Source organism: uncultured Holdemanella sp. (assembly GCF_934772795.1).
GTDB lineage: Bacteria > Bacillota_I > Bacilli_A > Erysipelotrichales > Erysipelotrichaceae > Holdemanella.
Genome location: NZ_CAKVMR010000111.1, coordinates 1 through 2,693, shown reverse-complemented (window position 1 = coordinate 2,693; position 2,693 = coordinate 1). Strand labels below are relative to the sequence as shown.

Here is a 2,693-nt window from a genome sequence, read left to right as displayed (position 1 = left end):
ATTACAGGGTTGAAACCTGAAAAATTGGATTTAGAGGGAGTTAAAAAGGTTCATAAATTATTAGTGATTACTGATGCAGAAATTGTTGATCGTTTAGAAATGAGTTTGAAAGAAAAATTTACAGGGTTGAAGATTTATAAATCAAAAGATACTTACTTAGAAATTATGGATGAATCGGTATCAAAATCCAGTGCAATTCAATTTTTATGTGATAAAATGAAAATAGGTCTTCATCAAACAGTTTCTTTTGGAGATAACTATAATGATTTAGATATGCTTCTTTTAACAGGAAAAGGATTTGCGATGGCTAATGGGGCGCAAGGTGTTTTAGAAAGTATTCCAACACATACGCTTTCTAATGATGAAGATGGAATCGTTTATGCATTAGATAATTTAGTAGGTGAATAAGGTGTATCAAGAAGAAAGAATTTATAAAATTTTAGAAATATTAAAAGATAAAAAAACAATGACGAATCAAGAAATTATGGATCAGTTTCATATTTCTAGGGATACAGCAAGAAGAGATATTGTTCGTCTTGTACATGAAAACTTAGCTGTTAGAACACATGGTGGTATTACATTAAATGATGTACATCAAATTGGAAGTTATCAAACAAGAAAACAAGAAAATGAAGAGATAAAAAATGAAATTGGAAAAATAGCTGTTTCTTTGATTGAAAACAATAAAGTGATCTTTTTTGATACTTCAACAACGGTGGCTGCTGTATGTCAATATGTAGAAGGTGATATAGAAGCTTATAGTCATTCTTTAGATAATATTGAAATATTATCAAATCATTGTTTATGTCAGATGATTGGTGGAACTTACTTTAAAAAGAATCGTTATATGTATGGAAGTCAAACGTTGAATATGATTGATCAAATTTATTTTGATTTAGCTTATGTAGCAGCAGCAGCTGTGATGGAAGATGGTATTTATGTTGAAGAATTTGAAGATGCTATGATTAAAAAAAAGGTAGCAAGTCGAAGTCAAAAAGTTTGCTTAGTTGTAGATCATAGTAAATTTAATAAAAAAAGTTCTTATAAAGCTTTAGCTTTTCAAGATATTGATGTTCTTGTTGTTGATTGGTTACCTGATACTTATCGAGAAAAGATAGAAAAAGCAGGATGTCAAATAATATATACAAAAGAAAAGTAGATTCGCATGAATCTACTTTTTAGCAAGCATTTTATCAAAAAAATAACCAATTACTCTAAAAATTATGGCTAAACCAAAGATAGATAAAGCACCAATTGTTTCATATTTATGGAAAAGGAATGTACATAAAAAATATGTAATGATTCCTAATGCTGCTCCTAAACCTGTTAATAATGTCATGAAAACATCTTTTTGTTGTTGTTTCATAATTTCACCTCAAGAACTATTCTAACATAACAAAAACCAATAAACAATAAATAGAAGTTGTGCTATAATCTAGATAAAGTGAAAGGGGAAGTCTATGTATAATACTTTGATTTTTGATTTAGATGGAACACTTGTAGATTCAATAGAAGATTTAGCTTTATCTACAAATATATTAATGGAAGAAAATCATTTTCCTACCTATGATTTAGATACATATAAACAATTTGTAGGAAATGGTGTTGATAAATTAATAGAGCGTGCTTTACCTGAAAAATATAAAAAAGATGTGAGAAAATATCGTGCACGTTTTGATGAAATTTATAAAGAAAATTGTTTAAAACATACAAAACCTTATTCAGGAATGAAAGAATTAATTGATGAACTTTATCATCAAGGGTATAAATTAGCAGTTGTAACGAATAAACCAAAAGTAAATGCAGTAACAATTGTAAATCATTTATTTCCTAATAAATTTATGTATGTTTTTGGAAATACAGTTTATCAACCTAAAAAACCACATCCTTGTTTAGTACAACTAGCTATGCAGTTAATGGAAAGTAATAAAAATGAAACATTGATGATTGGTGATAGTAATGTAGATATTGAAACAGCCATCAATGCTAAAATTAAATCTGTAGGGTGTGAATGGGGCTTTAGAGGAAAAGAAGAACTTGTTCAAGCTGGAGCAACTTATACTGTTTCTAAACCAAGTGATATTAAGGACATTCTAAAATGATTGCAGTATCGAGATGTTTAATTGGTGAAAATTGTACATATGCTGGAAAGAATAATCTTTGTAAGGAAATAAAGGAACTTTATGATCAAGGTTTAGTGTTACCACTTTGTCCAGAAGTCTTAGGTGGTTTACCAATTCCTAGAACACCTTGTGAAGTTATTGGAGAAAAAGTGATTGATCAAAAAGGAATTGATCGTACAAAAGAATATATACAAGGTGCTAAAATTGCTTTAGATAAATGTTTAGAAAAAAATATTAAAATAGCTGTTTTAAAAGCTAAAAGTCCAAGCTGTGGAAAAAATCATATTTATGATGGAACATTTTCACATCAACTTGTTGAAGGTGATGGTATTTTTGTACAGATGTTAAAAGAAGAAGGAATTGCAGTTTATAGTGAAAATGAAGTAACAGAGGTTTTAAAATTAATAAATGGAGGAAAGTAAAAATGGGACATATTTTATGGGTAGAACCTGTATTTAAAGAAATGATTTGGGGAGGAAACCAACTTAAAGAAAAGTATGGCTATGCTATACCAAGTGATCAAACAGGAGAATGTTGGGCACCTTCAGCTCATCCTAATGGTGATAATAC

The 2,693-nt window shown here is 29.0% G+C and carries 5 protein-coding genes; 4 read left to right on the top strand and 1 reads right to left on the bottom strand.

Features of this window, described 5'->3' with window-relative positions; all coding sequences use genetic code 11:
* Positions 1-408, top strand: a 408-nt coding sequence (locus Q0F04_RS11625; RefSeq protein ID WP_295753471.1) for an HAD hydrolase family protein, incomplete at its 5' end; no start/stop codon positions are given.
* A 1-nt stretch (position 409) separates the two neighbouring features.
* The gene (locus Q0F04_RS11620) at positions 410-1,159 is read left to right on the top strand and encodes a DeoR/GlpR family DNA-binding transcription regulator (RefSeq protein ID WP_295753470.1); all 750 of its coding nucleotides are present in this window, start codon (positions 410-412) and stop codon (positions 1,157-1,159) included.
* 12 nt (positions 1,160-1,171) lie between these two features.
* Here Q0F04_RS11620 and Q0F04_RS11615 read toward each other — a convergent pair whose 3' ends face one another.
* Positions 1,172-1,366, bottom strand: a complete 195-nt coding sequence (locus Q0F04_RS11615; RefSeq protein WP_295753468.1) for a hypothetical protein — start codon at positions 1,364-1,366, stop codon at positions 1,172-1,174.
* 94 nt (positions 1,367-1,460) lie between these two features.
* Here Q0F04_RS11615 and Q0F04_RS11610 point away from each other — a divergent pair, with 94 nt between their 5' ends.
* Both Q0F04_RS11610 and Q0F04_RS11605 read left to right on the top strand, forming a co-directional pair.
* Entirely contained in the window at positions 1,461-2,102 is a 642-nt protein-coding gene (locus Q0F04_RS11610; protein WP_118306485.1) for an HAD family hydrolase, read from the top strand.
* Positions 2,099-2,545, top strand: a complete 447-nt coding sequence (locus Q0F04_RS11605; protein ID WP_295753463.1) for a DUF523 domain-containing protein — start codon at positions 2,099-2,101, stop codon at positions 2,543-2,545. The genes Q0F04_RS11610 and Q0F04_RS11605 overlap by 4 nt, the downstream gene beginning before the upstream one ends.
* The last annotated feature ends 148 nt before the right edge of the window (positions 2,546-2,693 follow it).

Bases quoted from the DNA above. Each gene is read 5' to 3' on its own strand.
- Q0F04_RS11615 (WP_295753468.1), bottom strand. From the start codon at position 1,366: ATGAAACAACAACAAAAAGATGTTTTCATGACATTATTAACAGGTTTA.
- Q0F04_RS11605 (WP_295753463.1), top strand. From the start codon at position 2,099: ATGATTGCAGTATCGAGATGTTTAATTGGTGAAAATTGTACATATGCT.
- Q0F04_RS11610 (WP_118306485.1), top strand. From the start codon at position 1,461: ATGTATAATACTTTGATTTTTGATTTAGATGGAACACTTGTAGATTCA.